Origin of the sequence: Bifidobacterium dentium JCM 1195 = DSM 20436 (assembly GCF_001042595.1) — a bacterium.
GTDB lineage: Bacteria > Actinomycetota > Actinomycetes > Actinomycetales > Bifidobacteriaceae > Bifidobacterium > Bifidobacterium dentium.
Map to the genome: position 1 here is coordinate 329,499 of NZ_AP012326.1, position 24,701 is coordinate 354,199.

The window sequence follows — 24,701 nt, forward strand, 5'->3', positions numbered from 1 at the left end:
GGTCCTCCTTCATCAGAGGGAGGACCGTTTGCTTGTCCGGCGGATCATTCGCTTACGAAAGTCTCCGCTTTACACGCCTTTACACGCACACGTTCACACGCTCACGGACGTGAGCATGGGCTGCTCGGTGGAGTCCTTGATCTGCTTGAATCCGAACAGGGCGATCGCCAGCGAAGCCAACGCCAGCACGGTCACGACGAGGAAGCCGCCGTGCGAACCCATACGGTCGATGAACTGACCCGCAATGGCCGAACCCACCGATCCGCCGATCGAATTCATCGCACCCATCCATGCCATGCCTTCGGTAAAGCGGGTGGGCGGCACCAGATGCAACATCAGCTGGTTGCCATTCACCCAGGTCGGGGCCTGACATACGCCGATGAGCAGGTAGATGATCATAATCACCCACAGGTGCTTGGCGAACATGAACGAGCCGATGCCCAGATCCACTACCGCCAGGCAGAAGTAGAAGCGCTTCCACAGTGGGATGGTCCAGTTCTTCGCGCCATATACGAGTGCGCCGATCAGCGAGCTGAACGAGAAGCATGCGAACACGAAGCCCGTGTACTGCTTCATATTCGCTTCCGTGGCGAAAGCCACAATGGAAATGCCCGCAGCCGATTGGAACGCGCCCAGACCGAACCACGTCACGCATACGGCGATCAGGCCCGGACCCCAGATGGACTCCTTGCGGCCCGCCTTCACATCGGCCGCTGCCTGTTCCATGGCAGCTTGCACTTCGGCGGCCGTCTTGCCTTCGGAACGTGCGCGGTCGCGCGCGTACTCCACGGCCGCTTCGGCCTGCAACGCCTTGGAACGTGCGGTCTCGCGCTCTCGGTATTCCTTGCGGGTCATGCCGGCCTCGCGTGCCAGCTGCGTCTGTGACTTCGGTTCGGTGGTCAGCTCCGTCAGGAACATCAGTGCGCCGACCACCACGCACATACCGGTGAACGAGAAGGCGAGCACACCGGAAATCACGGCCAGCGTGGAAGCGAGCGGATTGCCGATCACCCACATGCATTCGTCGAACACACCTGACAGCGACAATGCACGGTTCGTCTTCTCCGAATCGCCTTTGAGCAGCGTGGTCCAACGCTGACGGCTCATCGCACCCCACGGCGGAATCGCGGCCATGAACGGTACGATGCAGAACAGGATCCACGACGGAACGCGGGCGGTGATGCATGACACCAGCGCGGTCGCGGCGACCATCCACACGATGATCGTCGGAATGGAAACCTGACGCTGCCCGAACTTGTCGACCAGCTTGCCGAGCACCGGGCTTGCCACGGCCAATGCGATCGCCTGTACTGCAGTGAGTGCGCCGGCCAGCGAATAGTTACCGTAGTAATGCTGTACGGCAATCGTAATGGTCATGCCGACCATCGGGAACGGCATGCATGCGATTACCGAGCCGACGGAAAAACGGGCGGTATGCGGTATGCGAAGAAGTTCCGCATACCCTCCGAAAAGACGATGGCCAACGCTTGTGACGCCGGCGAAAACCTGATTGGTCATGCTCTGCCGCTCCTTTCTGCTCACGGTTCGCGTTTCCCCGCGGCTTTGCGTCGCTGCGGGCTGATTCGTTCCTCTCATATATCCCACTTCAACTCGGCTTGAACGCAAGTCGGGTCCGGCAGCGTGTCGTCAAGAGGGGTTTCTGGATTATGGTGCCGTGATGATGATGCGGCACAGTCTTTGTTGACCACAGGCAACTCTATGCGTAGGCACCGTCGCAACACGCGGTAGATTAGGGCTAGGAAAACAAACGATCAGGTAAATTTTTTAGTTCCGGCGATATTGTCGTCACAATGATCGACGCAGATGCCGGAGCCGTCCCGGCAGAAAGGTGGCATCCATGCATGCAACAACCATCCACTTCGTGCGTCACGGCAAGGTCGAGAATCCGGAGCATCTGCTCTACGAACGTCTTCCCGGATTCCACCTGTCCGAATTGGGAGTGCGTATGGCGCAGGCTACCGCGCACTACATCGCCATCAGTCCGCAACTGAACACCGTTTCCGCCGTCTACTCGTCGCCACTGGAACGTACGCGTGAGACGGCCGGCGAAATCCTCGAATCCCTGAACGCCGTGCGTGGGCTGCGTGGCGAGAAGCCGCTGGAACTCGTCACCGACGAACGCATCATCGAAGCCGGCAACGAATTCCGCGGCAAGCGCATCGGCCACGGCGAGGGGGCACTGTGGAGGAACGGCAACTACAAACTCGTGCGCAACCTGTGGAAGCCGAGCTGGGGCGAAAGCTACCAGTCCATCGCGCATCGCGTGCAGGATTTCGCATTGGAGAAGGTGTCCGAACATCCTGGTGAGCAGATCGTGGTGGTCAGCCACGAATCGCCGATCTGGAGCTACCGTCACATGCTGGAAACCGGTCATCCGGAACACAATATGCTGCTGCGTCACACCGCGCTCGCCTCGATTACGTCGATCACTTACGATTGCGCCACCCGCAAAGTGATGTCAATCACGTATGTCGACCCCGCCGCCGACGTACAGTGAGTGGCACAATGGAAGAGGGTCTGCAAAGAGGGGCTCGCGGAAGCTTGTTTGAGGCGGGTTTCCATGTGATGATTGGCTTGACGGAAGTCGGTACCGCAAAGGAGCATTATGACTTTTGAGATTGACGATTCATTGGTGGCTCGCGTCTCCGCATTGCCGGTCGTTATGGATGCGGCGAACGTCGGGGTTTCGCTGATTTCACTATGGCCGTTGCAGAATGCCCAGCAACTGGAGAACGACGCCGATTATGCGGAAGGGCTGCAGGTGCGGTTTTCGTTGCTTATGGCCCTTGCCATGCTACGCAACTCCGACAAGGTGAACATAGCCGCCGCCGAAGCCGTATACGACGGCATGGAAGTGATTCCCGGCTGCCCGCTATGGGTGGTCAACGCGCTGCTTGAGGCCAATGACGCCTACGATTGCATGTCCGCGTACTCCGCGACCGGCGACATTCAGCTGGTGTTCAAGGCGGCCGACTACCTGAGCATCGTGTTAGACGACAAAACCAAGACCGCGATGGAGGAGGTGCTGAGCACCGTGGCCGCCGAGGTCGCGAAGAAGGCGCAGGGTTCCGCGTCTGCCGATGGCATGACGGACGGGGGTGATTTCGACGCGGTCGCCGCCGCCGAAGCATGCCTGTCGACGAGCACGAATGCCGATGAGGTCGCCGTCCGGTTCGCTTCGGCGCTGATGATCTGCGACAAGCTGATGAACATCATGTGCGAGGGCTTCGACGATGTGAACGATCAGGCCATTCGTGTGCTGCCGGTACTGCTGTACGTCAACGAGCTGCGCGAGCAGTTTTCCGTTCCGCGCATTTTCATGACGTACCCGCAATTGCTGGAACTGCTTTCCTTGCGCAAGACGGCGCATATGATCGATGATTCCGGCGCGACTGCGTCCATCGGCAACAGCTTGGGTACGCTCGGCGTCACCGCGCAGTTCGTCGGCATGCTGGCCGCTCAGGAATGGGCGTACCACCGCTGCGAGATTCTGTGGGATCCGGAGGAGGCCAAAAGAAAGGCCAAGGAAGAGGACGAGCAGAAAAGCAAGGAAGCGCTCGCTGAAAAGTTCAAGCATGTCAAAGACGATCCGGACAAGCCCCAGATTGATTTGTGAGCCGATAGAGCTGAGTCGGTGCGGCTGAGCAGGCAAAGCGAAGTCCCGGCACTCACATTGCGTGATGTGCCGGGACTTTCGTTGTGTGCTGGCCATGTGCCGGTCATGTGCCGGCTACCGATGGGCCTTACTGCTGGTCGGTGTTGTTGCCGTACGGGTTCTGTCCGGTCTCGGATTGGTCAGACGGTGCGGCCGGCAGCGGAACGTCCGGGATGGACGGGACCGTCGGGGTGAACGGAGTGGCCTGTGCGGTCGGTGCGGCCGAGGACGTCGGTGCGGCAGGAACGTTCATGTCGGGCGTCGGGGCCGCGTAGTTCGCGTACTGGTTCTGCATGGCCGGTGCCGTCGGAGCGTAGCCCGCGGTGGACGGATCATCGAAGCGCACGCCGGCCGGATCGCTGCGTCGTGCCATGAACACGATATAGACGATGCATCCGGCGATCAGCACGAGGCTGCCGATAATCGTCAGGATGGCACCCGTGGCCGCAGTGCTGGTGTCTCCGCTATAAATCGCATTGACCGCGCCGATGCCGGTCATCGTGGTGCCGGCAATCGTCAGGATGTAGCCGACCAGCAAGACGCCGTAGCAGACGGCGACTGACCAGCCCGACTTATTGGTGTCGTGCATTCGACGCACGCTCAGGGCGAGGTTCGGAACGAGCGTCGCCAGAGACCACAGGCCCGTGACGACTCTCGAGATGCGTAGCGTGGCGTAGCTTGCGGAATGTCCGGCAATCGCGCCGAGGAGGCCGAACAGTAGGGAGATGGCGAATACGATGATGATGTTGCACAGCACCCACCACCAGAATTCGCCTCGGGATGCACGGCCCTTGAATACGGCGTACTTCTTCCAGAAGCGAATGAAGGATTCGCCCATGGTGCAGTTATAGGCCGGCTGGTCGAGCGGTGCGGTCAGCGCAAAGAAATTCGAGCCTTGCGGGGCCGGCTGGCCTTGCGGAGCGCCATATTGCGGTGCACCGTATTGTGGGGCTCCTTGCTGGGGTTGCTGGTAGGAGCCGTAGGCATTGCCTTGCTGGCTTTGCCCGGACTGGCCGTACTGATTCTGCTGCGGCATGGACTGTCCATACTGCGGCGGAACCTGTGGGCCATACTGGTTGGGGTCCGTCATTGTTTACCCTTTCTAGATAAATAAACAACTCGGAGCATAGGGTCTAGTTAGCTATGCTACCGGTAGCGTGCTACTGATTTTTCATTGTTCCGCCCATCGTTATGCGGATAAGCGGCCTAAGGGGGCGGATTCCGGTGAAGGGAAAGACGATTTCCGCCCTCATGCACACGTCCGGTTAACGCGGCACAATGGAGCCTATGACTGAAGCTGAAAACACCAAACCGGAACTCCCCGAGAATGTCCGCGTGCGTTTCTGCCCGTCTCCGACCGGCATCCCGCACGTCGGCATGGTCCGTACCGCACTGTTCAACTGGGCCGAAGCCCGCCATACCAAGGGCACGTTCGTGTTCCGTATCGAGGATACGGACGCCCAGCGTGACTCCGAGGAAAGCTATAACCAGATCATCGAAGCCCTGAACTGGCTGGGCATCGACTGGGATGAAGGCATCAACGTGGGTGGTCCAGACGGTCCGTACCGCCAGTCCGAGCGCACCCAGATCTACAAGGATGTGGCGGCCAAGCTGTTCGAAGCCGGCTATGCCTATGAATCCTTCTCCACTCCGGAAGAGATCGAGGCCCGTAACGTGGCCGCCGGTCGTCCGAAGGCCTTTGGCTACGATGGCTACGATCGCAATCTCACCGAAGAGCAGAAGGCGGCCTTCCGCGCAGAAGGCCGTAAGCCGGCTTTGCGCATCCGTATGCCCGATGATGATGTCGCCTTCGACGATCTGATCCGTGGCCGCATCGAATTCAAGGCCGGTTCCGTACCGGATTACGTGATCGTGCGTCCGAACGGTGATCCGCTGTACACGCTGACCAACCCGGTCGACGATGCCATGATGAACATCAACGTAGTGCTGCGCGGTGAGGATCTGCTGAGCTCCACCCCGCGTCAGATCGTGTTGTATCGGTATCTGATCGAGCTGGGCATCGCCAAGGAGATGCCGCTGTTCGGCCACATGCCGTATGTGATGGGTCAGGGCAACAAGAAGCTGTCCAAGCGCGATCCTGAATCCAACCTGTTCCTGCATCGCGACAACGGTTTCATCCGTGAAGGCCTGCTGAACTATCTGGCACTGCTGGGCTGGTCCATCGCTCCGGATCGTGACGTGTTCTCCATGGACGAGATGATCGAGAAGTTCGACGTGCGTGACGTCAAGGCCAATCCGGCCCGTTTCGACATCGACAAGGCCATCTCCATCAACGCCGAGCACATCCGCATGCTCGAACCGCAGGATTTCCTGAACCGTGCCGTACCGTACCTGAACCGTGACGGCGTCGTGTCCGCCGATTCCTGGGATGCGCTGACCGATCGCGAACGTGAGATCCTCTCCGCTTCCGTGGAGCTCGTGCAGCCGCGCGTGCGTCTGCTTGGTGAGGTGGCCGGCATGGTCGGTTCCCTGCTTTCCACCGAAGGCTATATCGAACCGGATGCCGATGCGCGCAAGCAGCTCAAGGATTCCGCGCCGGCTGTGCTTGATGCGGCCATTGCCTCGCTTTCCGCGGTGGCTGATGATGATTGGAAGACCGACATCCTGCATGAGACGCTCAACAAGGCGCTCGTGGAGGATGGCGGCTACAAGCCGCGTCTGGCGTTCGGCCCGGTGCGCGTGGCCATGTCCGGCCGCCGCGTATCCCCGCCGCTGTTCGAGTCCATGGAAATCGTCGGCAAGGAAATCAGCCTCGCCCGTCTTCAGGGTTTGCGCGAGCATCTGTGATGTGATGCCGTTCCCATGCCGCTCCTTCCGATGAAGGGGCGGCATTTTCAAATCGTTGAAAAATGGCGCGACACGCCGTGACTTGCGCTTACCCACTAACTCGCGTATATTAATCACTCGTTGCGGTTCGCGGCCTAGCTGAGAATCACAGCGATAACTCAAGCCCCCGTCGTCTAGCGGTCTAGGACTACGCCCTCTCACGGCGCCAACACCGGTTCAAATCCGGTCGGGGGTACGACGGACAACTTCTTGAAGTTGCCACGCCAGCCAAATTGGGATGTGGTGTAATTGGCAACACAGCTGATTCTGGTTCAGCCATTCTTGGTTCGAGTCCAGGCATCCCAGCCAATGAGCCCTCGCGGAATGCGAGGGTTTTTTGTTTTCTTAACCTATGATGACGTTTGGAATTCGTCGGTGCTGTTTTGTGCGTTCAATTGCGTGCATAATTGCACTACCCTAGGGATTATGACTGAATTGCAGCATGCCGCCAAAGCCGCGTCCACGCGCCCGCGTATCCAACCCGCGGAAGAGGGGGATGGTCGTCCGTTGTCCGTATCGGCACGTCTCGGCCGTCTGCAGTTTCATCAATCCGGCAAGTTTCGCGTGCTGCAGTTCACCGACATTCAGGATGGTCCGAAGGTCAGCAAAGACACCGTCAAACTGATCGAAGCGTCACTTGACGCCACGCGCCCCGATATCGTCATCTTCACCGGCAACCAGATCGCCGGCTATGATGCCGCGTACTCCCAGACCATGCGTAAGCGTCGCTGGAACAAGGCACAGGCCGCCGTGCAGTCCTCTGCCGAACGGTATGAGGAGGCTCTCAGGCAAACGCGTTCGATGGTCCGCTCCACAATCGAACAGCTGGTGCGACCGCTCGCCGATCGTAGCGTTCCCTGGGTGGTGACTTTCGGGAATCATGATTTTCAATGCGGTTTGGATAATGCCGAGGTTGAACGGATCTGCCAGGAATTCCCCGGCTGCCTCAATCCTGCCCCTACTGAGACGAGTGCCGGCGAAAAGGTGGGAATGTTGCCGGAACAGCGCGTGTACGGATGCGAACCGGGCACATTCGCCTTGCCCGTGATGAATGTTGATCGCACATGTAACGTACTGGGATTGGTGCTGGTCGATTCGGGCGATTATGCGCGTTCGGGCGGCTATGGAAGCCCGTCCGTGGCCGCATTGCGTTTTCTTGCCGATGTGCCGCATGCGTTGGTCACGCAATCGCAGGCGATTGCGGCGCCTCGGGAGACGCAGGCTTCGCAGGAGGCGTTGCCGTGCATGGTATTCCAGCATTTTGCGATTCCGCAGTATTATGACCTGCTGAAGCCGGTTGCGGCCAATGCGGCGCGTGCGATCGAAGGCTATCGTAACTTTGCGGGCAACCATTACGTGTTGGACGAGAGCAAGACGCAGCCCGGCAGCTATCTGGGGGAGGGCATCAGCTGCCCCGATGCCGACAGCGGCGAGTATGCGATGCTGTGCGACAACGGTTACTTTGCCATTTCCGCAGGTCATGACCATCGCAATGGTTTCGTCGGCACGGTCGCGATTCCCGGCACTCAGGCCGCTGAACAGACCGCTGGTGAATGCTCGGCCGAAAGCGAGGCGTCTGCAGGAGCTCATGGCCTGATGATGATCGCCTCGCCGACCAGCGGATTCGGCTCATACGGTCCGGTGCCGGAAAAGCGTGCCGCGAGGCTGTTCGAATTCGATATTCGTCATCCGTATGAGCCGCGTACGCAATTGCTTGAATATGGTGAGCTGGTGGGCAAGCCAAGCACGGGCAAGGCCTATGCATACGGTATGACGAGCGAGTCCAGGCCGGATAGCGAAGGTATGGATCTGCTGCATCGCCCGACTTGGTGGAGCAAGCTCCTCTCACGGTTCAGGAAATAATCGCGTTAAGATTCAGCGGCCTGCGGAGGCCTTGATCAGGGCTTCGGTGAGATACTTGCCGGCGGCCATGACCAGCGGCGCATAGCGGCGCCCTGGATTGACGCCCATCCGACCGTTGGGGCCTGAAATGGAGATTGCGGCGATTACCTGTCCGGAAGCGTTGCGAATCGGTGCGGAGATGGAGCATACGCCTTCGTCGCGTTCGTTGACGGACTCGGCCCAGCCGCGCTTACGCACGGCGGACAACTTGGCCGCAGTGAACTTGGCGTGGCGAAGTCCCTGATGCAGGCGCTCGGAATCCTCCCAGGCCAAGAGGATCTGCGCGGCGGAACCGGCTTCCATCGACAGCATGGCGCCGACCGGAATCGAATCGCGCAAACCGGAAGCGCGCTCCACGGCTGCGATGCACACACGCTGATCGCCCTGACGGCGGTAGATTTGGGCGGATTCACCGGTGCGATCCAGTAAGGTCTGCAAAATCGGGCCGGCGGCGGTGAGCAGCCGGTCTTCGCCTGCGGCGGCGGCCAGCTCGGCGAATCGTGATCCCAATACGAAACGGCCATGCTGGTCGCGTAGCACGAAACGATGGCGTTCCAGCGCAATCGCAAGGCGATGGGCGGTCGGACGGGCCAAGCCGGTGGCTGCGACAAGCTGGCCGAGTGTGGCCGGGCCGGACTCGAGTGCGTCGAGAATCTTTACGGTCTTGTCGAGCACGCCCACCCCGGAGTGGATTTCATTGTTTTCCGTAGTGGTCTGATAGGGGTTCTCCGCCGGGGTCGCAGCGTCATCCTGCTGCGATTCGGGCATGGTGATGCGCGTGTTCGAAGAAGTCATAAGACGGATTATGCCATCTCACATATTGAAATGCAAAACGCGCGTGATGTCGTACTGAGGTATTGCGGATCATTTCAATCCGCGGTCGGCAATCGAACAAGTGGAAAATCGTTGCAATGGCAAGGATTACGGGCTAGGCGACAACGGGCCGTCCGGCACGTATCTCATATACCGGCATACTGCGTCTATAACCCAACCCAAAACCCATAGGCTTATAGCACGAACAGCGCGTGAAGGCAATACCCGCGCGGAAAATCATGAGGAAAAATTCGAGGAGGTCCCGTATGGGAACGACATTGGCCGAGAAAGTCTGGGCCGATCATCTGGTGCGCAAAGGTAGCGATGGGGCTCCCGACCTGCTGTACATCGACCTGATGCTCATGCATGAGGTCACCAGTCCGCAGGCGTTCGAGGGCCTGCGTCTGGCTGGTCGCAAGCCGCGTCATATCGATCAGTTGATCGCCACGGAGGACCACAACACCCCCACGGTTGACATCGATCGCCCGAATCCGGACGAAACCTCCGCGCTGCAGCTGAGCACGCTGGAGAAGAACTGCAAGGAGTTCGGTGTTCGCCTGTGTCCGCTCGGCGATGCGGATCAGGGCGTGGTGCATGCGTTCGCTCCGGTACTGGGCCTTACGCAGCCGGGCATGACCATCGTGTGCGGCGATTCGCACACCTCTACGCACGGTGCGTTCGGTGCGATGGCGCTTGGCATCGGCACTTCCGAGGTCGAGCACGTCATGGCCACGCAGACGCTGAGCCTCAAGCCGTTCAAGACCATGGCCATCAATATCGAAGGCGAACTGCCGAAGGGCGTTACGGCCAAAGACATCATTCTTGCGATTATCGCGAAGATCGGCACCGGCGGTGGCCAGGGTCACGTCATCGAGTACCGCGGCGAGGCGATCAGGAAGCTGTCGATGGATGCCCGCATGACGATCTGCAACATGTCGATCGAGGCGGGTGCCCGAGCCGGCATGATTGCGCCGGATGAGGTGACGTTCGAATATCTGAAGGGCCGTCCGCACGCACCGGAAGGTGAGATGTGGGACAAGGCGGTCGAGTATTGGAAGACGCTCAAGACCGATGATGACGCCGTGTTCGATACGGAAGTGACGATCAAGGCCGAGGATCTCGAGCCATATGTGACGTGGGGCACCAACCCGGGTCAGGGCATCAGGATTTCCGGCAACGTGCCGGATCCGGAATCCTTCAACGACGAGACGGAGCGCACCGCCGCCGAACGTGCCATCGAATACATGGGGTTGAAGCCGGGCATGCCGATCAAGGACATTGCCGTCGACACCGTGTTCATCGGTTCCTGCACGAATGGCCGTCTTGAGGATCTGCGTGTGGCCGCCGCCATCATGAAGGGGCATCACAAGGCCGAAAACATTCACCGCGTACTCGTGGTGCCGGCTTCCTCCCGCGTGCGTCTGCAGGCGGAGAAGGAAGGGCTCGACAAGATCTTCAAGGATTTCGGTGCCGAATGGCGTAACGCCGGTTGCTCCATGTGCCTGGGCATGAACCCGGACAAGATGGTGGCCCGCGAGCGTTCCATCTCTACGTCGAACCGTAACTTCGAAGGTCGTCAGGGCAAGGGTTCCCGCACGCATCTGGCGTCGCCAGCCGTGGCCGCCGCCACTGCGATCCGCGGTACCATCTGCTCCCCGGCCGACCTGTAAACCTGCGCGAACCCGCGAATCGTAAGGACTTTCAAATATGGAAAAACTCACCACTCTTACCGGCGTGGCCGTGCCGCTTCGCCGTTCCAATGTCGATACCGACCAGATCATCCCGGCCGTGTTCCTCAAGCGCGTCAAGAAGACCGGTTTCGATGACGCTCTCTTCTATGCATGGCGTCGCGATCCGGAATTCGTGCTCAACCAGCCGGAGTACAAGCAGGGCAAGATTCTGGTCGCAGGCCCCGATTTCGGCATCGGTTCCTCTCGCGAACATGCCGTATGGGCGTTGCATGATTACGGTTTCCGCGTGGTCATCGCCTCTCGTTTCGCTGACATCTTCTATGGCAATACCGCCAAGAACGGTGTGCTTGCCGCGATCATGCCGCAGGAATCCGTTGAGCTGCTGTGGAAGCTGCTCGATGAGGAGCCGGGCCGTGATATGACCGTGAGCCTGGAGGATCGTACCGTGACCTGCGGTGACGTGACGCTGCCGTTCGAAGTGAACGATTACACCCGTTGGCGCCTGATGAACGGCTATGACGATATCGATCTGACGCTGCAGCATGAGGACGACATTCTTGCCTACGAGAAGATGCGTGCCGAAAAGTTCCCGTTCAAGCCGAAGACCCTGCCGGTCAGGCGCGAACCGGAGCAGCCCATCGAATCCGCCCGCGAAGGCGAATACCCTGATTGGCAGGGTCCGTTGGCCGATCGCGGCATTATTTAGCCGCGGTGGCCGGCTGGTAGTGCGGTGCACTGCCGGCAGGGCCCTGCCTGAGCGAGGCGAGAGCCGAGCGAAGGTGATGATGGGTCCGCGCGTAGCGCGGTCCGTGATTGCAGGACGGGTCCGTTGGCCGATCGCGGCATTATTTAGCCGCGGTGGCCGGCTGGTAGTGCGGTGTAGTATATGGGAGACGTACAGTGCATTCGCCAATACGGAAGGCGGCATGATTCTGCTCGGTGTTTCCGAGCGCTCCGATCATTCCCTGCACATCACCGGAGTCGACGATGCCCACAAACTGGTGCAGGATTTCTGGAACACGGTGCATGATTCCTCGACAATCAGTTCGGTGGTGCTGAGCGAGAACGATGTGGTGGTTCGTCATACCGGGCAAGGGGATATCGTGTCCATTGACATTCCCCGTGCATCGAGAGAACGCATTCCTGTGTATGTCGGTCCCAATCCGTTGAAGGGCTCATACCGGCGTAATGGCGATGGTGATTATCTGTGCGACTCGGAAACGGTTCATGCCATGTTGCGAGACAGCGATCTGCGCCCCTTGGACAGGAAGATCGTTGGCGGATGAGGTGATACACGGAGGCATTTCCGATGCCCGCAATCCCATACTGATGAAAATGTTCAACCTTATCGGCATAGGGGAGAAGGCTGGCAGCGGTTTTGATGTTATGCGGGCTGGTTGCGATTTCGCGGGAACCGCATACCCCGAGTTGGAGGTTGGCGAGCATCCGGACAGGGTGACGCTTACGTTGTATCCACGCAAGATTCAGGATTATGGTGCCGTTGAGGGCGGCGGAATCTCAACTCCTTCGGGTTCTGCGGTTTCGGACTTTGCGGTTTCGGGTTCTTCGATTCCTGCGGGTCCAATGGCCATCGCATCCGCAGGCACCGCCACTCCTATCACCGCAACGGGAGCAAATGCGACATATGCCCCGAACGGCCGTCGGATGGCTGAAGTCGGAGAAGATGCCGGGGGCGGTCAGCGATCCTCAATACGGTTCAATCTGGGTGGGGCATCCTTGGTGGCGCAGCCCATGGAGCCACAATCCAACGTGGAGAAAATCACACGGGCATTGACGGCTGGCGGCCCACTGCCTACCTCGCAATTGGCGAAGGTGCTCGGTTTGGGGCTTACCCGTACCCGTGAGATTCTGGGTTCCATGGTGGGTGAAGGCGTCATCGAACCCGTAGGAGTAGGGCGCGGTCGCAAATACCAGATTGTCTCCGACAAGGCCGCATGACCTACGGGTCCGGGCTGAGGCCATGGGTCACAGACCGCGAGTCACAGGTCCGGATCGAGGTCGGCGATGGGAAAACTGGCCCACGGATAGGCGGGCAGGTATTCACCATAGTAGGTGTTGACGGCGTAGGCACTGCCATGCAACATGTCGAATAGATCGCAATGCACGGTCAAGCCATCAATCGGATCCGTCGAAACACTGGTGGTGTTATGAGAGTGGCAAATCAGCTTGCCGGCCTGCGGGTGCACCGTCTGCAATGTGCGCCGCAGCGACTTGACAAGGCCACGAATCCGCAGTGATAACGCGAACGCATGCTTGGGGCGGCCTGCATAACCTGATTGCCGTTCCATGCGAGTGGCGCCTGCATCGCGCGCATCCGTGGAATCGGCATCAACCGGCCATAATGCATCCGCGATCCGTGTGTCGGTAAGCGGCGCGGTTCGCGCATGAATCAGCAAGGCCAACAGATCCTTGGCCTCCTGGGACTCCCACGGAAGCGGTTCATGATGATGAAACGCTTCAAAATCGCCGAATGTGCGAATCATCAGCTGCTCGTGCCTGCCATTCGCGGCGTCGGTCGGAAACTCGCCGCGATACGACGGTTCGCGCCGCAACACATCATCAAGTACAGCTACGCAATCACGAATATCGCCCTCCGTGGCGGGTTTCATGACGAATCCGGTGTTGCTATCGCCCCGCAATCCGAAGGAATAATCGGCATAAGCCGTTGAAAACACGATTTTCGTATGCGGACTGATATCTTTGATCGCCTTCGCCAGCCGTAGTCCGTTCTCGCCCCGCAATCGCAGGTCCAGAAACGCATAGGCGATATTCGCGCAGGAGGCGACCGCCTCGCGCGCAAACGATTCGACTTCCTGGGCGGTGCCGAATCCCCTGACCTGTGCGTCGGGAAACACTGCGTGCAGCAGTCTCGTCATGCTGTTGAGGATCAAAGGTTCGTCGTCCGCCGCAATCACATACATGCTCACACTCTAACCCACAATCGGAAGGTGGTCCGCAAGGCACCCCCGGAAGGCGCTCTCGGAAGATGGAAGGGGAGTCCCCGCATCACATCCGTGCCATCTGACATACTTCATAAACAGGGGGTATCCCCCGAAAGAACTCGGAGCAAAAGCATGAATCATATTCGACGTGCGTTGACGTACTGGTACACATTCGGCTACCCCGAAATCAACAGCCCCCATTACATCCGTAGGCTCGCATGCGACAATCTCGACATGGTGCGTCGATGCTGCATGTTCTGTCAGCTGTTCCTGATGGTCATGTGCATCACCCGCCTGGCACTGGTGGGCTGCGAGTGGATCAATCTATGGCCATTCGTCATTGCCAGCGTCATCGTTACGATCATTCTCGTCATCAATAACCGGCTTGACGACACCAAAAACGTACTGTTCCACTCGTATGCGCAGACGGCGGTGTTTTCGGTGACCCTGGTCGTCCTGGCCGGCTTTTACGACTTCATCGCCGCTCCCGGTTCAATTGCCGTCATGACCTGCATGGCGTTGCTGTGCGTCGGCTCGTTGTTCGACAGCCGCCCAATCGACAATCTCATCGCATATGCCATCGGCCTGGCCGTGCTATACGCGATTGCGCTCGCCGAATCCGGTCCATCGCTTGTCTCGAACCTATTCAACATGGCGGTTTCCGTACTGCTGGGACTGTGCATCTCATGGTACAAATCCCGCAGCCACTTCGGCCAGCTGCTGGCAAACGACAAAGAGCTCAAAGCGTTGCAACATGCCGCACGCGTGCAGATCATGGTCAGTCAAATCAATCCGCATTTCGTCTGCAACGTACTTGCCACCATCCAGGCCATGTGCGACACGGATGTGGACAAAGCCAAAGAGGCGCTCGGCCTGTTCTCCGCATACATGCGCGACAATACGGACGCCGTGGCCCGAACGGAACCGGTCCCGTTCGCAATGGAACTGCAGCATGTCAAACGGTACGTCTCGTTGGAACAGATGCGGTTCGGCGACAAACTCGCCGTGATGTATGACATCGACACCACGGATTTCCGGCTTCCCGCCCTGACCGTGCAGCCGATCATCGAGAACGCGATCAAACATGGCATCGGCAAGAAGGAGAACGGCGGCTTCGTCAGGCTGAGCGCTCGCGAAAGGCAGGGCGTGGTGCGTATTGAAATCGCTGACAATGGCGTCGGCATGGATGAGCGCACGTTGTACGGTCTGACCGGCAGCATCCTGCAGACCGCCGAAAGCGTCGACCGGCCGGAGGGCGATGGCCGCAGCCATGTCGGCCTTACGAACGTGCGTGAACGTTTGCGGCTGATGTCGCATGGCACCCTCGCCGTGTCCAGCCAGCCAGGCAGGGGCACCACGGTCATCATCTCCATTCCCAAAGGAATATGATTTCCGATTTCCTGAATTCCCTGCGACGACGTTTGCGGCGCGAATGAGACCGAGTCTGGCTTGGACCGTCCCGCGCGGTAAGGTGGTTATGTTTTGCCGCGCATTCGAAAGAGCATTCGGGGAGAGATATGAGCCAAGGATTCGCGCCGTTCTATGACGTCAATCGCACGTATGAAGACAATTATCTGCAAGGGCCGTTCGGTGCGTTCGCCAAAGTGCTGCAGGAGGATCGCGGTCCTTCGGCCGCACAGTCTTCCGCACCCGTCCAGACCGCTTCGGGTGAGGATTTCCTCGGCTTCCACGTGAACCTGCCGTTCGGCATCCCCGCCGGGCCGCTGCTCAATGAGAGGTTCACGACCGCCGCCTTCCGCATGGGCTTCGATCTGGCCGTTTACAAGACCGTGCGCTCGCGTGCGTGGGGCTGCAACGCCTTTCCGAACGTGCTCGCCGTGCATCCGAAAAATGCCGACGGATCGCTGATTCCCGGCAGCGCCGAGCTGGATGAGGGTGTGCTGGCCGACACCCGTTACGAGCTGCCGATTTCGATTTCCAACAGTTTCGGCGTTCCTTCACGAGACCCGGATGAATGGCAGCCGGATATGAAGAAGGCGATCGAGGCCGCCGGCAGCGGTCAATTGCTGGTGCCGAGCTTCCAGGGTTCGCGCGTGGACGGCATGGATCAGGATGATTACATTGCCGATCATGTCACCACCGCGCGTCTTGTCTGCGAAACCGGCGCTGGATTGATGGAGATGAACACGAGCTGCCCGAACGAGGGCCACAATCGTTTGCTGTGCCACGATCCGCATTTGGTAGGTCGCATTACGGAGGCCGTGAAAAATGAGATCGGCGACCGTCCGCTCGTCGTCAAACTCGCCTATATTCCGAATGATGCCGACTTGGAGATCATGGTGAAGGAAACCGCTGCACACGGTACCGTGCAGGGTTTCTCCACCATCAACACGATTTCGGCGAAATTGGTCGATGCTCACGGCAATCAGGCATTGCCGGGAGCTGGCCGTGACCGTTCCGGCGTGTGCGGCAATGCCATTCGCGGCGCCGGTCTCGACATGGTGGGCCGTCTGCATGCGATCCGTGAAAAGCTGGGTCTCGATTTCACCATCGTGGGTGTGGGCGGCGTGGTTCGCCCCGAAGACTACCGGGCGTATCGTGAGGCTGGTGCGAATGCCGTGATGAGCGCGACCGGTGCCATGTGGAACGCGAATCTGGCCCGTGACATTGCAAGCAGCATCTGAAAACCGAACAAAACGGGGAGACACTGCGCCGAACGCGTGATTTCACGAGCTTGCTACAGTCCGTATGGCAAACTGAAGGATAGTGTGTTTCAAGTTTGGAGTTCGAGGGAAACGAAAGAGGTAGAACGTGTCTGAAAACAAGGACGACATTCTGCACGTCGTAGGCGGCAAGCCGCTGAACGGCACCATTAAGGTACGCGGCGCGAAGAACTTCGTGAGCAAGGCCATGGTGGCCGCATTGCTCGCTCCTGGCAAATCCGTGTTGAAGAACGTGCCGGAGATTCGTGACGTACATGTGGTGTCCGACCTGCTCCGTCTGCATGGCGTGGATGTGGATGTGGATGGTGCCAAGGGCATTGTGACCATCGACGCCACCAAGGTGCAGCTTGCTGACGTGGCCGATGTGGATACCCTTTCCGGATCCTCCCGCATTCCGATTCTGTTCTCCGGTCCGTTGCTGCACCGCTTGGGTGAAGCGTTCATTCCGGCGCTCGGCGGATGCAACATTGGCGGCCGTCCGATTGATTTCCATCTGGAGACCTTGCGTAAGCTGGGCGCGAACGTGGACAAGGAGCATAAGGACGGTATTCACATCACCGCTCCGGATGGTCTGCATGGTGCGAAGATTCATCTGCCGTACCCGTCTGTGGGCGCGACCGAACAGACGTTGCTCGCCGCCGTGCTTGCCGAAGGCAAGACCGAGCTTTCCGGTGCCGCCACCGAACCGGAAATCATGGATCTGGTGTGCGTGTTGCAGAAGATGGGCGCCATCATTTCAGTGGATGTTGACCGTACCTTCCGCATCGAAGGCGTCAAGGAGCTCAAGGGCTATACGCATACTTCGCTGACTGACCGCATCGAGGCCGCTTCTTGGGCGTCGGCCGCATTGGCCACGCACGGTGATATTTTCGTCAAGGGTGCCACTCAGCCGGAGATGATGACCTTCCTGAACGTGTTCCGTAAGATTGGCGGCGAATTCGATATCACCGACAGGGGCATTCGGTTCTGGCATCCAGGTGGGGATCTGAAGCCGGTCGCCATTGAGACTGACGTGCATCCGGGCTTCATGACCGACTGGCAGCAGCCGCTGGTGGTGGCTCTCACCCAAGCGAAGGGCCTTTCGATCGTGCATGAGACCGTGTATGAGAATCGTTTCGGCTTCACCAAGCCGTTAGTACAGATGGGTGCCACGATTCAGCTGTATCGTGAATGCCTCGGATCTCTGCCGTGCCGTTTCCAGCAGCGCAACTACAAGCATTCCGCGGTGATTTTCGGACCGACTCCGCTGACCGGTCGCGACATCGACGTGCCGGATCTGCGTGGTGGCTTCAGCCATCTGATTGCGGCGCTGACCGCTCAGGGTCCTTCGAATGTGCAGGGTATTTCCCTGATTGACCGTGGCTATGCTGACTTCCGCGGCAAGCTGGAAGCCTTGGGTGCCGATTTCGACTGATTCGCACCTTTTCCGTAGATTCCTCAAAGGCCGGTATTTCTTGGAATACTGGCCTTTTCCATACCTTTTCCGTATATGTTTTCCGCTCCTTTGCTGTTCCGTGCCCATTTTTCTATACCTGCTTTCCTGTTTGGTGGTTCTGTTTGGTGATGCTGATTTGGGCGGATGGTTTTCTTGGTGTGGTTTGTTGGGGTGGGGCTATCGGGAGCTGGCATGTGGATGCGTGCTTGGGGATGATTGCCGTGGATTGCATGAGCATGTTGTTGCGCGCACGATTCTGGTTGTGGTGGTTTCTGGCGGGTTGTGCGCTGTGTGGTCGTTTGATTCGGAGTCTGGCTTGCTTATGATTGTCGGGGAATGGCCGTTTCCGGGGTTTGCGGGTCATGTCGGTCCTGGTGATGGCGAGGCCCGTCGCGCATGATTCGGGAATCGTCCCTTCCTGCCGGGTCGTGCGTGGCGTGGTTCCGCGAATTGCGGTCGAATTGCGGTTAAATAACGGTCGAATCGGTCGAATCGCGGTTAAAATGCGAATAATAACGGTCGAATCGCGGTCGAATTGGTCGAATCGCGGTCGAATTAATCTGGCTGGCGATTCGTGTAATGAGATGGAGCGATTAACCTTGCGGTGGTCTGTCCATTAAGGATCACGTTGGTGTGGACTATTGGCAGAGGTTACCTCTGTGCTTATTAATTTCTAACACGCCGTATTCCCCTTGTGGGCCAATCTGAAAACCTACCCATTCCTGTGTGCGTTTTTCACCCCACATTGGGTGATTCCATGAACCCGCCTACCCCCTCCTGGCTGAGTAGAACCATTGACGACGGGAGAATAATTTCAATTTCATTGAAGATGCCGGTGATTTTCGTTGCGTTCCACGAAAGAGGGTGTTACTCTAGACACTGTCGGATAGTTACATGCGACGGTGATGGCGCCATAAATGAGCATGTAAAAGTTGTTTGTCCATCGAATTCCCGAGTAGGCCATACCCATGTGACGGGGGAATGCGTTTTCATTGCAATTCCAAAGATCCTCCATCTTAGTAGGGGGACTGTGAGGATTACTGAGGGGGCGAATCCGCCTCATGCCTTAACTAGAGTCGAATGGCAGACCAAGATTTAGAAGACTTTAGGTATAGGGGCTTTCATGAGGGGCAATTCAAACATGACCTTACATAGTGCGGCTTGGCGCAGGATGGTAGCCGCCTTCGTCGCCGTCGCCACCCTCCTCGCCATGGTCGTAGTCAGCGGCGTTGCGTCCCACCAGTCCGCTTGGGCCGGTGAACTACAGGGCTTTGATATCGGTAGTAAAGTAACGAGCCTTGAAATCAAGAAGAAGGTCAATGGCTCATGGGTGGACGCGGTAGAAATCACTCCGGATGATGATGTCCGTGTGACGGTGCAGTTTGTCGGTGCTGAAACCCAGTCAATCAAGTCAAATGGGAACAAAGCATATATTAAGGTTGATGGTCCTGCGGATTGTTCCAGCTTCGCCGGTAAGTCGTATGAGCTTACGGATAGTGCGTATTCGGTGAGCCACGGTGGAACTCCTGGAAATTATGAATACGTGAAGCAGGGAGACAACTGGTACATTGTTTTGACCTTCAATGATGCTTACCTGGACTGGGGCGGACAAACGATTCAGGGCAGTGTCTATCTGAATATGAAGGCTGCGCAAGATCAATATCCTTCGGATGGAAAATCTGAGACCATCACAATTGGTGAGAAATCGGGGCAGGTGACGGTCAAGCCGGGCAAAGACCAGCAAGGGGGAGACGGCAAAGGCTCGTACAATCTTCAGAAATCTGCATCCAACCTTCATTATTCGGAAGATAGCAAGACAGCATATTACGACTACACCGTTACGTTGACGGTCAATAAAGATGTGACCGGTCCCATCGAAATGAAGGACACTCTGACCGGCAAAGGCTGGAGCTATGTTGAAGGCAGTTGGAAGGTGTCCGGAGACAACGCTCCCAGCATCAGCCCTACGGTAGGGACTAATGATAGTGGTGCGACCGCTTCCATCATTATCGGTGAGAACGGCAAGACCATCAAAGCCGGAACTTACACCATTACCTACAGTACGTCGACCAGCATTGAATCCAGCAAGTTCAAATCTAAGGACGGCATCTCCAACAAGGTAGAGATCAGCGGATCCGACGCAGGCACGACCATATGGCCTTCCTCTAAAACCCAGACCATTAATAAATCGGGAAATTATGCAGATGGAGAGATCACTTGGACTGTGACCCTGAATAAGGGAGACATCGTTCAATTTTTGGACCAACCAGCTGACTTCACCGATACCATCCCTGACGGTTTGGAACTTGATGGTGATGTGACGGTGACTCAGTACAACGCTGACGGCTCCGTCGTGGGGTCGAGTTCTGCGACCGTGACGGATGGTAAGACCATCTCGTACAGCACGCCGACAGGTCAGTACTACTATGTAATCACCTACAAAACCAAGGTCTCCGATAACGCTTCCATTCCGATCGGCGGAAAGGAATTCACCAATACGGGCAAGACCACCGGCGGGCTCGAAGGCACGTCCGACGGCAAAGTGACCGTACCTAACCATGTAGTGGACAAGCAGAGGGTCTCACAGGATAATCCGACCTCCACTGATGGTAAGACCACCGCCAACGTGCATTGGAAGACGACCATCAATGTCAATGGGTCCTTGGACGGCTACACATATGACGATTATGCCGGAACCTATTGGTCCAACATTTTGAATAAACATGTCAATCCAATGAGTATGTCCGATGCCCAAAGGAACGCCATCGTCGTGAAGGGCGCCGATGGAAAAGCGCTCACTAAGGGAACGGATTACACTGTTTCCGCGAGTGATCATACCGAAAATGGCATTGCCACAGGATTGTTCAAAATCATCTTCAAAGAAGTTACGGGACCGGTGACCATTGAATACGAGACCACGGTCGACGGAAGTATGTTGAATGGGCAAACAGCCAGGAACGTGGCGTATGTTACTGATGGTAAAGGCCATTCGGATACCGATGAAGCGTACACTGAGACGATTCAGGTGATAAACAAGAAGGACCTGATTTGGAAGTTCTCGAATACTCAAAATGACGGCGATGCTTCGGAAAAGAACATCGACCTTGAAGTAGGGCAGGCTCTGCCTTGGACGTTGTGGCTGAACAAGGGCAAGACCCTCACGGGAGACCTGACCGTTGTGGACACGCTGCCCGAGGGAGTCAAATTCGATGAAAGCAGTCTGAAGATCGCGATTGCGTCGGACGGCAACGTCTATGGCAATGTGGGTACATGGGGAACATTGGGCGATTCAAGCAAAGTCACGTACCAGTATGACTCGTCCACTCGCCAATTGACTTTGAGGATTCCCAAAGAAGCATATGTCGTCAACGGACAAAGTCTTATGATTTTCGTTACTTATTCGACGCCGGTCACCGACGCGAGCGGAAAAGGCTTCTCTGATAACGATCGATTGAAGTTCACTAACAAGGCTTCCTTGGAGCAGAATGGTGAAACGGCGGATACTTCATTCACGGAAAATGTAAAGCGCACACCTGTGGCCAAACATGGTTCATATGACCAGATAAACGGTAAATTGAACTACACGATTCCGCTGAATCCAGATGGTGCGACACTGAACGGTGGCTCACCGCTCACGGTGACCGATACCCTTCAGGCCGGCAGCATGCAGTCCAAGGTCAAACTCGATTCGGTCAAGCTTTTCACCGCAGTCACCGTGGATGGCACTATTCAGGCCGGAACTTGGGTGAAGGACCTGCAACTTGCGGATAATGCGTCTGTTGACACATATACGTATGACGAGGCAAACAACAAGTTCGAAACCAAAATCGCCGATTCCACCGCATACGTGTTGGAAACGACCTATTCCGTATCTGGTGCGGATGATGTTGCCGACGATATCCAAGTGACGAACACTGTGAAGTTGTCTGGTAACCAGGAATGGAACAAGAGCGATCAGTCGACAAAAATCGAAGCGGCAACCGGAGGCAGTGTTTCGACCGGCGATCATATTCTGCTGATCAAGCATGATAAGGCTTACTTCGAAAAGAAGCTCTCTGGCGCTAAGTTCACACTTGAGGCTTTACGAGATGGCACTTGGATGAGTCTTGCAATCCTGATCACAAACGATCAAGGACAGGCGCTGTATCCATCTGGCCAAGAGAATGTGGGACTTCGCCAGACTCTGTACCGCTTGACCGAAATCCAGGCCCCCGACGGATACGAGCTCGATTCGACCCCGTATTACTTCTACGTAATCGACGAGGATGCTACATTCGACGTTCCGGAGAGTATTGAAGGAGACCAGTCGTACGAGCCCTCGAATGTTGTGGCGTATAAGTTGCCGAAGAATCAGAACGCCATGTTGACCATCGACCGGTATGACGAAGAAGAGGTCAAGCCGAATCCAGGCCAGATCAAAGTCACTAAGGTCTGGAAAGACAAGGATGGCCAAGAGGTGACGGATCCGGTTGCTTTGAGCAAGATGGTTCCGGTTCAGATTACTCTGACGAAGACCGTGACTGCGGAAGACGGCTCCGTTACGACTGAAACAGTTGGCACCAAGGAACTTTCCTCCGACAACAACTGGGTGTGCGAATGGAACGATTTGTCTGCAGAGGAAAACGTCAAGTATTCCGTGATCGAAACACCGGTGGACGGATATAGGGCAACGTACAAACTGAACGGAGAGGCTTCTGCCGGCACGAACTTCAGTCTTGAACAGGATGGTGACTTGGTCACGGTTACCAACACTCCGGCATCAGCCAGTGTGGAGCTCCCCTCGACCGGCGGAATGGGCGATGCCTGGTTCATTGGCGGTGGCGTGCTGACGGTGTTGGTGGCGAGCTTCGGGCTGGCCGAATCCCTCAAGAACGCCAAGCGTAGCAAGGTTTCCCAGAAGTGAAGCGACTAGTAAGGCTCTGGAAGGGCACTCCATAACCATTCCGGGCCTGAAGGCATGCGGACCTTTGGGCATACTCCAATTCGCACATCACCCAAGGCTTTGCTTGGTCAAGGGCAAAACCCTCCAACCAGGCAAGGCCGAAAACAAACAGATTACAGACTTTTGTGGCTGCTGGGCATCCAGTCCAGTAGCCGTACCGAAGTGAAGAACAATTTCCAATAGATAAGGGATTAATTATGAAGAGGGCAATCAACGCTCTGGTTGCGGTGCTCGCCACCGTTGCCATGGCAGTCGCTGGTTTCATGGGCGCGGGTACTGCGTTCGCAGATGAGGCCAATACCATCACCGGTCCGAAGAATGGCCATACCTATGAGGCCTATCAGATCTTCACTGGTGATCTGGCTGATGGCAAGCTGTCCAACGTCAAGTGGGGCTCCGCTACTGCAAAGAACGGTACCGCTGTCACCGATGCGGAATTGAAGACGGTCACCGATCTGGCTTCCAAGTCCGTGAATGACAATGCGCAGGCGACCGCGAACGCCATCGCCGCGTATCTCAAGTCCGATGCCCAGCCGACCGCGACCATCGATGACACCAACCCCACCGCTCAGGTGCCGTCTGGCTACTACCTGATCAAGGACAAGAACAACACGGTTCCTGACGGACAGGCCGCCACCACCTACATCGTGACCGTGGCCGGTAATGTGACTATCACCCCGAAGTCCGACGTTCCGTCCTTCGAGAAGAAGCTGAAGGATACCAACGACACCACCGGTGAGACCTCCGACTGGCAGGATTCTGCCGACTACGACATCAACGATGCCGTCCCGTTCAAGCTCGAAGGCACCGTGGCTTCCAACTACGCCGACTATGACACTTACTACTTCGCCTTCCATGATGTCGAAGAGAACAGCCTGACCTTCAACAAGGACTCCGTCAAGGTCTATGTCGACGACACTGAGATCACCAGCGGCTATTCGGTTGTGACCGAAGGCCTGACCGACGATTGCACCTTCGAGGTGAAGTTCGCTAACCTGAAGACCATCGATGGCGTTAAGGCCGGTTCCAAGATCCGCGTCGAGTACACCTCCACGTTGAACGAGAACGCCGTCCTTGGTAAGCATGGCAACGTGAACAAGGCCAAGCTCCAGTTCTCCAACAACCCGAACGACTCCCAGAACGGTGAAACCAGCCCGACCGGCGAGACCCCGTGGGACAACGTCATCGTGTTCACCTACAAGACCGTCATCAACAAGGTCGACGACAAGAACCAGCCGCTGAAGGGCGCCGAATTCACCCTGAGCAAGAAGATGAAGGATGGATCCACCAAGACCGTGGCCGTCGTGAAGGACAGCGAAGGCACCACCTTCACCTTCAACGGCCTGGATGACGGCGACTACGTCCTGACCGAAACCAAGACCCCGGCCGGCTACAACTCCATCAAGCCGATCACCTTCACCGTGACCGCCAACCATACGATCACCTGGGAAGGCGAAGATCGTGACACGATCCTGACCAGCCTGAGCGGCAACGCCGCTTCTGGTGAGATCACCTTCACGCCTACGGATGACAAGTCCGAGCTGGACACCAACGTGGTCAACAAGCCGGGTTCCTCCCTGCCGGAGACCGGTGGCATGGGCACCATCGTGCTGTACGCTGCCGGTGCCGTCCTGGTGATCGCGGCCGGCGTGTACTTCGGTCTCAAGAAGAAGAACGCTCGCTGAGCGAACTGGTGTGATGTGATTCATGGAGCGGTCCGAATCGTTCGGGCCGCTCCATGGTCACCG

At 57.4% G+C, this 24,701-nt stretch carries 17 protein-coding genes and 2 tRNA genes; 15 read left to right on the forward strand and 4 right to left on the reverse strand.

Going from position 1 to position 24,701, the window contains the following annotated elements; translation table 11 throughout:
- Positions 1-93: 93 nt before the first annotated feature.
- Positions 94-1,518, reverse strand: coding sequence for an MFS transporter (locus BBDE_RS01250; RefSeq protein WP_012901832.1), 1,425 nt, complete (start codon positions 1,516-1,518; stop codon positions 94-96).
- Positions 1,519-1,858: 340 nt separating this feature from the next.
- Here BBDE_RS01250 and BBDE_RS01255 point away from each other — a divergent pair, with 340 nt between their 5' ends.
- Positions 1,859-2,518: a histidine phosphatase family protein gene (locus tag BBDE_RS01255; protein WP_003837663.1), complete on the forward strand. Its 660-nt coding sequence runs from the start codon at positions 1,859-1,861 to the stop codon at positions 2,516-2,518.
- 108 nt (positions 2,519-2,626) lie between these two features.
- Entirely contained in the window at positions 2,627-3,637 is a 1,011-nt protein-coding gene (locus BBDE_RS01260; RefSeq protein WP_003837662.1) for a hypothetical protein, read from the forward strand.
- 127 nt (positions 3,638-3,764) lie between these two features.
- Here BBDE_RS01260 and BBDE_RS01265 read toward each other — a convergent pair whose 3' ends face one another.
- Entirely contained in the window at positions 3,765-4,766 is a 1,002-nt protein-coding gene (locus tag BBDE_RS01265; protein ID WP_003837660.1) for a DUF805 domain-containing protein, read from the reverse strand.
- Between the two features lie 197 nt (positions 4,767-4,963).
- Here BBDE_RS01265 and gltX point away from each other — a divergent pair, with 197 nt between their 5' ends.
- From gltX to BBDE_RS01285, 4 genes are all read left to right on the forward strand, one after another.
- Entirely contained in the window at positions 4,964-6,484 is a 1,521-nt protein-coding gene (gene gltX, locus BBDE_RS01270) for a glutamate--tRNA ligase (RefSeq protein ID WP_003844406.1), read from the forward strand.
- Between the two features lie 162 nt (positions 6,485-6,646).
- A tRNA-Glu gene (locus BBDE_RS01275) sits at positions 6,647-6,719 on the forward strand.
- A gap of 38 nt (positions 6,720-6,757) precedes the next feature.
- Positions 6,758-6,832: transfer RNA gene (locus BBDE_RS01280), tRNA-Gln, on the forward strand.
- 117 nt (positions 6,833-6,949) lie between these two features.
- On the forward strand, positions 6,950-8,386 hold the full coding sequence (locus BBDE_RS01285; RefSeq protein ID WP_003837657.1) for a metallophosphoesterase: 1,437 nt from the start codon (positions 6,950-6,952) through the stop codon (positions 8,384-8,386).
- Positions 8,387-8,398: 12 nt separating this feature from the next.
- Here BBDE_RS01285 and BBDE_RS01290 read toward each other — a convergent pair whose 3' ends face one another.
- Positions 8,399-9,193, reverse strand: a complete 795-nt coding sequence (locus tag BBDE_RS01290; protein WP_065467421.1) for an IclR family transcriptional regulator — start codon at positions 9,191-9,193, stop codon at positions 8,399-8,401.
- Positions 9,194-9,504: 311 nt separating this feature from the next.
- Between BBDE_RS01290 and leuC the strand changes: the two genes are divergently transcribed.
- From leuC to BBDE_RS01310, 4 genes are all read left to right on the forward strand, one after another.
- On the forward strand, positions 9,505-10,908 hold the full coding sequence (leuC, locus tag BBDE_RS01295; RefSeq protein ID WP_003837654.1) for a 3-isopropylmalate dehydratase large subunit: 1,404 nt from the start codon (positions 9,505-9,507) through the stop codon (positions 10,906-10,908).
- A gap of 37 nt (positions 10,909-10,945) precedes the next feature.
- Complete coding sequence (leuD, locus tag BBDE_RS01300; protein ID WP_003837653.1) at positions 10,946-11,635, forward strand: 3-isopropylmalate dehydratase small subunit; 690 nt, start codon at positions 10,946-10,948, stop codon at positions 11,633-11,635.
- Positions 11,636-11,855: 220 nt separating this feature from the next.
- On the forward strand, positions 11,856-12,215 hold the full coding sequence (locus tag BBDE_RS01305) for a hypothetical protein (RefSeq protein WP_003837652.1): 360 nt from the start codon (positions 11,856-11,858) through the stop codon (positions 12,213-12,215).
- Positions 12,205-12,888, forward strand: a complete 684-nt coding sequence (locus BBDE_RS01310; protein WP_003837650.1) for an ATP-binding protein — start codon at positions 12,205-12,207, stop codon at positions 12,886-12,888. The genes BBDE_RS01305 and BBDE_RS01310 overlap by 11 nt, the downstream gene beginning before the upstream one ends.
- A 41-nt stretch (positions 12,889-12,929) precedes the next feature.
- On the opposite strand, the gene BBDE_RS01315 is transcribed toward BBDE_RS01310, so the two are convergent.
- Positions 12,930-13,871 (reverse strand): response regulator, encoded by a 942-nt coding sequence (locus tag BBDE_RS01315; protein ID WP_003837648.1) that lies wholly within the window; start codon positions 13,869-13,871, stop codon positions 12,930-12,932.
- 153 nt (positions 13,872-14,024) lie between these two features.
- On the opposite strand from BBDE_RS01315, the gene BBDE_RS01320 reads away from it, so the two are divergent.
- The 5 genes from BBDE_RS01320 (at position 14,025) to BBDE_RS01340 (ending at position 24,638) form a co-directional block, all read left to right on the forward strand.
- Complete coding sequence (locus BBDE_RS01320; RefSeq protein ID WP_228369736.1) at positions 14,025-15,281, forward strand: sensor histidine kinase; 1,257 nt, start codon at positions 14,025-14,027, stop codon at positions 15,279-15,281.
- A 128-nt stretch (positions 15,282-15,409) separates the two neighbouring features.
- Positions 15,410-16,537: a beta/alpha barrel domain-containing protein gene (locus BBDE_RS01325; RefSeq protein ID WP_003837644.1), complete on the forward strand. Its 1,128-nt coding sequence runs from the start codon at positions 15,410-15,412 to the stop codon at positions 16,535-16,537.
- 127 nt (positions 16,538-16,664) lie between these two features.
- Positions 16,665-17,990: a UDP-N-acetylglucosamine 1-carboxyvinyltransferase gene (gene murA / locus BBDE_RS01330; RefSeq protein WP_003837642.1), complete on the forward strand. Its 1,326-nt coding sequence runs from the start codon at positions 16,665-16,667 to the stop codon at positions 17,988-17,990.
- A gap of 1,144 nt (positions 17,991-19,134) precedes the next feature.
- Positions 19,135-22,914, forward strand: a complete 3,780-nt coding sequence (locus BBDE_RS01335; RefSeq protein ID WP_228369737.1) for a SpaA isopeptide-forming pilin-related protein — start codon at positions 19,135-19,137, stop codon at positions 22,912-22,914.
- Between the two features lie 236 nt (positions 22,915-23,150).
- Positions 23,151-24,638, forward strand: a complete 1,488-nt coding sequence (locus tag BBDE_RS01340; RefSeq protein ID WP_003837633.1) for an isopeptide-forming domain-containing fimbrial protein — start codon at positions 23,151-23,153, stop codon at positions 24,636-24,638.
- Positions 24,639-24,701 lie beyond the last annotated feature (63 nt).

Excerpts from the sequence above, each read along its gene's own strand:
- BBDE_RS01255 (WP_003837663.1), top strand. The coding sequence starts at position 1,859 with ATGCATGCAACAACCATCCACTTCGTGCGTCACGGCAAGGTCGAGAAT.
- BBDE_RS01290 (WP_065467421.1), bottom strand. The coding sequence starts at position 9,193 with ATGCCCGAATCGCAGCAGGATGACGCTGCGACCCCGGCGGAGAACCCC.
- BBDE_RS01285 (WP_003837657.1), top strand. The coding sequence starts at position 6,950 with ATGACTGAATTGCAGCATGCCGCCAAAGCCGCGTCCACGCGCCCGCGT.
- BBDE_RS01340 (WP_003837633.1), top strand. The coding sequence starts at position 23,151 with ATGAAGAGGGCAATCAACGCTCTGGTTGCGGTGCTCGCCACCGTTGCC.
- BBDE_RS01325 (WP_003837644.1), top strand. The coding sequence starts at position 15,410 with ATGAGCCAAGGATTCGCGCCGTTCTATGACGTCAATCGCACGTATGAA.
- BBDE_RS01265 (WP_003837660.1), bottom strand. The coding sequence starts at position 4,766 with ATGACGGACCCCAACCAGTATGGCCCACAGGTTCCGCCGCAGTATGGA.
- BBDE_RS01320 (WP_228369736.1), top strand. The coding sequence starts at position 14,025 with ATGAATCATATTCGACGTGCGTTGACGTACTGGTACACATTCGGCTAC.
- BBDE_RS01260 (WP_003837662.1), top strand. The coding sequence starts at position 2,627 with ATGACTTTTGAGATTGACGATTCATTGGTGGCTCGCGTCTCCGCATTG.
- BBDE_RS01315 (WP_003837648.1), bottom strand. The coding sequence starts at position 13,871 with ATGTATGTGATTGCGGCGGACGACGAACCTTTGATCCTCAACAGCATG.
- leuD (WP_003837653.1), top strand. The coding sequence starts at position 10,946 with ATGGAAAAACTCACCACTCTTACCGGCGTGGCCGTGCCGCTTCGCCGT.
- BBDE_RS01335 (WP_228369737.1), top strand. The coding sequence starts at position 19,135 with ATGAGGGGCAATTCAAACATGACCTTACATAGTGCGGCTTGGCGCAGG.
- gltX (WP_003844406.1), top strand. The coding sequence starts at position 4,964 with ATGACTGAAGCTGAAAACACCAAACCGGAACTCCCCGAGAATGTCCGC.
- BBDE_RS01305 (WP_003837652.1), top strand. The coding sequence starts at position 11,856 with ATGATTCTGCTCGGTGTTTCCGAGCGCTCCGATCATTCCCTGCACATC.
- leuC (WP_003837654.1), top strand. The coding sequence starts at position 9,505 with ATGGGAACGACATTGGCCGAGAAAGTCTGGGCCGATCATCTGGTGCGC.
- BBDE_RS01250 (WP_012901832.1), bottom strand. The coding sequence starts at position 1,518 with ATGACCAATCAGGTTTTCGCCGGCGTCACAAGCGTTGGCCATCGTCTT.